Here is a 4,021-nt window from a genome sequence, read left to right as displayed (position 1 = left end):
GCGTGGGACATGTCACCACCGGGGCGCCGGATCCCCGACCCGCTCGGGCGTGTCGTGCCGACGGACGACGGGGTCCGGCCCCCCGCCCGGGGCATGCGGCCGGCGGAACGCGGCCGGGGGATACGGCCGGGGAGAACCATTCGGGAGAACGGGCGGGTGAAACAGCCGGTCCCGACCCCGGGTGCGGGTCGGGACCGGTGTGATGTTCGTCCGTGCGGCGGATCAGCCGGTGTCGCCGGAATGGGAGGAGACCCCGGCTCCGGCCGTGGTGCGTTCCGTGGTCGCCTTCTTCGCGGCGGTCTTCGCCGGGGCCTTCTTCGCGGGCGTCTTCTTCGCCGCCGTCTTGGCGGTCGCCGTCTTCTTCGCGGCGGTCTTCTTGGTCGTGGCCTTCTTCGCGGCGGTCTTCTTCGCCGGGGCCTTCTTCGCCGCGGCCTTCTTCGCGGTCTTCTTCGCCGGCCCCTTGGCCCGCTTCTCCGCGAGGAGTTCGTAGCCGCGCTCCGGTGTGATGGCCTCCACGTCATCGTCCCGGCGCAGGGTGGCGTTGGTCTCGCCGTCCGTGACGTACGGGCCGAACCGCCCGTCCTTGACCACCACCGGACGCTCCGTCACCGGGTCGGTGCCCAACTCCTTGAGCGGCGGCTTGGCCGCGGCCCGACCGCGCTGCTTGGGCTGGGCGTAGATCGCCAGCGCCTCCTCCAGCGTGATGGTGAACAGCTGCTCCTCGGAGGAGAGCGACCGCGAGTCCGTGCCCTTCTTCAGGTACGGGCCGTAGCGGCCGTTCTGCGCGGTGATCTCCGCGCCGCTCTCGGGGTCGGTGCCCACCACCCGGGGCAGCGAGAGCAGCCGCAGCGCGTCCTCCAGCGTCACCGTGTCCAGCGCCATCGAGCGGAAGAGCGAGGCGGTGCGGGGCTTGACGGCGTTCTTGCCGGTCTTCGGGGTGTCCTCGGGGAGCACCTCGGTGACATAGGGACCGTACCGACCGTCCCTCGCCACGATGGGGCGGCCCGTCTCCGGATCGGTGCCCAGCTCGTGGTCACCGGTCGGCTTGGCCAGCAGCTCACGGGCGAGCTCGGGTGTCAGCTCGTCCGGCGGCAGTTCCTCCGGCACGTCGGCGCGCCGGGTACCGGCCTCGCCGTCGGCACCCGGCTCGGCGGGCCCCTCCAGGTAGGGGCCGTACCGACCGACCCGCAGCACGATGTCGTCGTCCACCCGGAAGGAGGACACCTCCCGGGCGTCGATGGCGCCCAGATCGGTGACGAGTTCCTTCAGGCCACCCAGGTGGTCGCCGTCGGCGGCCGCCGCGGCGCCCGCGCCCTCGGCCGCGTCGGTGCCGTCGCCCGGGGTGCTCTCACCGAAGTAGAAGCGGTGCAGCCAGGGCACCGACTCCGCCTCCCCGGCCGCGATCCGGTCGAGGTCGTCCTCCATGCGGGCGGTGAAGTCGTAGTCCACCAGCCGGCCGAAGTGCTGTTCCAGCAGGTTGACCACGGCGAAGGAGAGGAAGGAGGGCACCAGGGCGGTGCCCTTCTTGAAGACGTAGCGGCGGTCCAGGATGGTGCTGATGATCGAGGCGTAGGTGGAGGGGCGGCCGATCTCCCGCTCCTCCAGCTCCTTGATCAGCGTCGCCTCGGTGTAGCGGGCGGGCGGCTTGGTGGCGTGCCCGTCCGCCGACATCTCCCGCGCGGCCAGCGGGTCGCCCTCCGCCACCCGGGGCAGTCGGCGCTCGCGGTCGTCCAGCTCCGCCTCGGGGTCGTCGGCGCCCTCCACGTAGGCCTTGAGGAAGCCGTGGAAGGTGATGACCTTGCCGGAGGCGGTGAACTCGCACTCCCGCCCGTCGGCGGCCCGGCCGCCGACCCGCACGGTCACCGACTGACCCACCGCGTCCTTCATCTGGGAGGCGACGGTCCGCTTCCAGATCAGTTCGTAGAGCCGGAACTGCTCACCGGTCAGCCCGGTCTCGGCGGGCGTGCGGAAGCGGTCACCGGAGGGACGGATCGCCTCGTGCGCCTCCTGCGCGTTCTTCACCTTCCCGGCGTACGAGCGGGGGCGCTCGGGCAGGTAGTCCGCGCCGTACAGCTGGGCGACCTGGGTCCGGGCGGCCGCCACCGCCGTGTCGGACAGGGTGATGGAGTCGGTCCGCATGTAGGTGATGAAGCCGTTCTCGTACAGCCGCTGCGCCACCTGCATGGTGGCCTTGGCGCCCATGCCGAGCTTGCGGGACGCCTCCTGCTGGAGGGTCGTGGTGCGGAACGGCGCGTACGGGGAGCGACGGTAGGGCTTGGACTCCACCGCGCGGACGGCGAAGTCGGTCTCCGCGAGGCCGGCGGCGAGCGCGCGGGCGTTCGCCTCGTCCAGGTGCGTCACCCGGCCCGGGTCGCGCAGCGCGCCGTCGGGCCCGAAGTCCCGCCCCTGGGCGACACGTCGGCCGTTCACGGAGACCAGGCGCGCGGTGAACGCCTCGACCTCACCGGGGTCACCGGCCGTCCCGGCGGTCGGGCCGGTGGCCGCGAAGGTGCCGGTGAGGTCCCAGTACTCGGCGGAACGGAAGGCGATCCGCTCGCGCTCGCGCTCGACGACCAGGCGGGTGGCGACGGACTGCACGCGGCCCGCGGACAGCCGCGGCATGACCTTCTTCCACAGCACCGGGGAGACCTCGAAGCCGTAGAGGCGGTCCAGGATGCGGCGGGTCTCCTGCGCGTCGACCAGGCGCTGGTTCAATTCGCGGGGGTTGGCGACGGCCTCCCGGATGGCGTCCCGCGTGATCTCGTGGAACACCATGCGGCGGACCGGCACCTTGGGCTTGAGCACCTCCCGCAGATGCCAGGCGATGGCCTCGCCCTCCCGGTCCTCATCGGTGGCGAGGTAGAGCTCGTCGGACTCGGCCAGCAGCTCTTTCAGCTTCTTGACCTGGTCCTTCTTGTCGCTGTTGACCACGTACAGCGGCTCGAAGTCCTCGTCCACGTTCACGCCGAGCCGGGCCCACGGGCGTCCCTTGTACTTCGCCGGCACCTCCGCGGCGCTGCCGGGCAGGTCGCGGATGTGCCCCACACTGGCCTCGACCACGTAGCCGGGGCCGAGGTAGCCCTTGATCGTCTTGGCCTTGGCGGGGGACTCGACGATGACAAGTCGACGTCCGCCGTTCGCGGTCTCGCTGGTCGGGGACAACTTCTCGCTCTTCTCTCCGTCGGTCGGTCGGGGCCGCGGCGGCCCCGACCGACGGAACGGTCGGGGTACCGGGTGACCCCGGAAGCCTTGTCGGCCGTTTCCGCGGGCGGCTCCCACGGCATCATCATGGTGCGGAGTGTGACGGTACATCCCGCCTCCGTGTCAAACGGGAAAACCGCACAACGCCTCTCGACGGTAACCCGACGACCGCTGTTCCCGCCGCCGGATGTCGCCGGCAGGATGTGCGTGGCCGGTCACACCGCCGCGCGGGGCGCGGCCCCGAAAACCCTCCCGACCGGCCACACGACCGAACCACCAGGGGGAAAAGTGTCCGATCAGAATCCCTACGGCCCGTCCTCCGACCCGTCACAGCAGAACCCCTACGGCGGGCAGCAGTGGGGCCCGGGCGCCGGCGCGCCCGGACAGCCCGGGCACCCCGGATACGGACAGCCGGGATACGAGCAGCAGCAGGCCGGGGGCTACGGCTACCCCGGTGGTTACGCCCAGCCCGGCGGCTACCCGCCGGGCACGTACGCCGCGGACCCGAACGCCCCCTACGGCTACGACCAATACGGCCGCCCGTACTCGTCGAAGACAAAGCTGATCGCCGGTCTGTTGCAGATCCTCGTGGGCGGCGTGGGCGCCGGCCGCTGGTACACCGGCCACTACGGCCTGGCCATCGCCCAGCTGCTGACCTGCGGAGGGCTCGGCATCTGGGCCCTGATCGACGGCATCTACCTGCTCGCCAGTGACGGGGTGACCGACTCCGACGGCCGGGTGCTGCGCAGCAACTAGTGCTGTTCGGGCCATGGCCCGTCCCGGCACGGTGCCGCTCGGGCGGGGTGGCACGGGGCTCGGG

At 71.8% G+C, this 4,021-nt stretch carries 2 protein-coding genes; one reads left to right on the top strand and one right to left on the bottom strand.

Annotated elements, in window-relative coordinates; all coding sequences use genetic code 11:
- Positions 1 to 222: 222 nt before the first annotated feature.
- Positions 223 to 3,162, bottom strand: a complete 2,940-nt coding sequence (gene topA, locus FNQ90_RS14920; RefSeq protein ID WP_182606829.1) for a type I DNA topoisomerase — start codon at positions 3,160 to 3,162, stop codon at positions 223 to 225.
- A 327-nt stretch (positions 3,163 to 3,489) separates the two neighbouring features.
- Here topA and FNQ90_RS28175 point away from each other — a divergent pair, with 327 nt between their 5' ends.
- Positions 3,490 to 3,957, top strand: coding sequence for a TM2 domain-containing protein (locus FNQ90_RS28175; RefSeq protein ID WP_323379973.1), 468 nt, complete (start codon positions 3,490 to 3,492; stop codon positions 3,955 to 3,957).
- The last annotated feature ends 64 nt before the right edge of the window (positions 3,958 to 4,021 follow it).

The sequence above is a fragment of the Streptomyces alkaliphilus genome (assembly GCF_014141535.1).
GTDB lineage: Bacteria > Actinomycetota > Actinomycetes > Streptomycetales > Streptomycetaceae > Streptomyces > Streptomyces alkaliphilus.
Note: the sequence above shows the minus strand (reverse complement) of the source record. Positions and strands in the feature narration are given on the sequence as shown.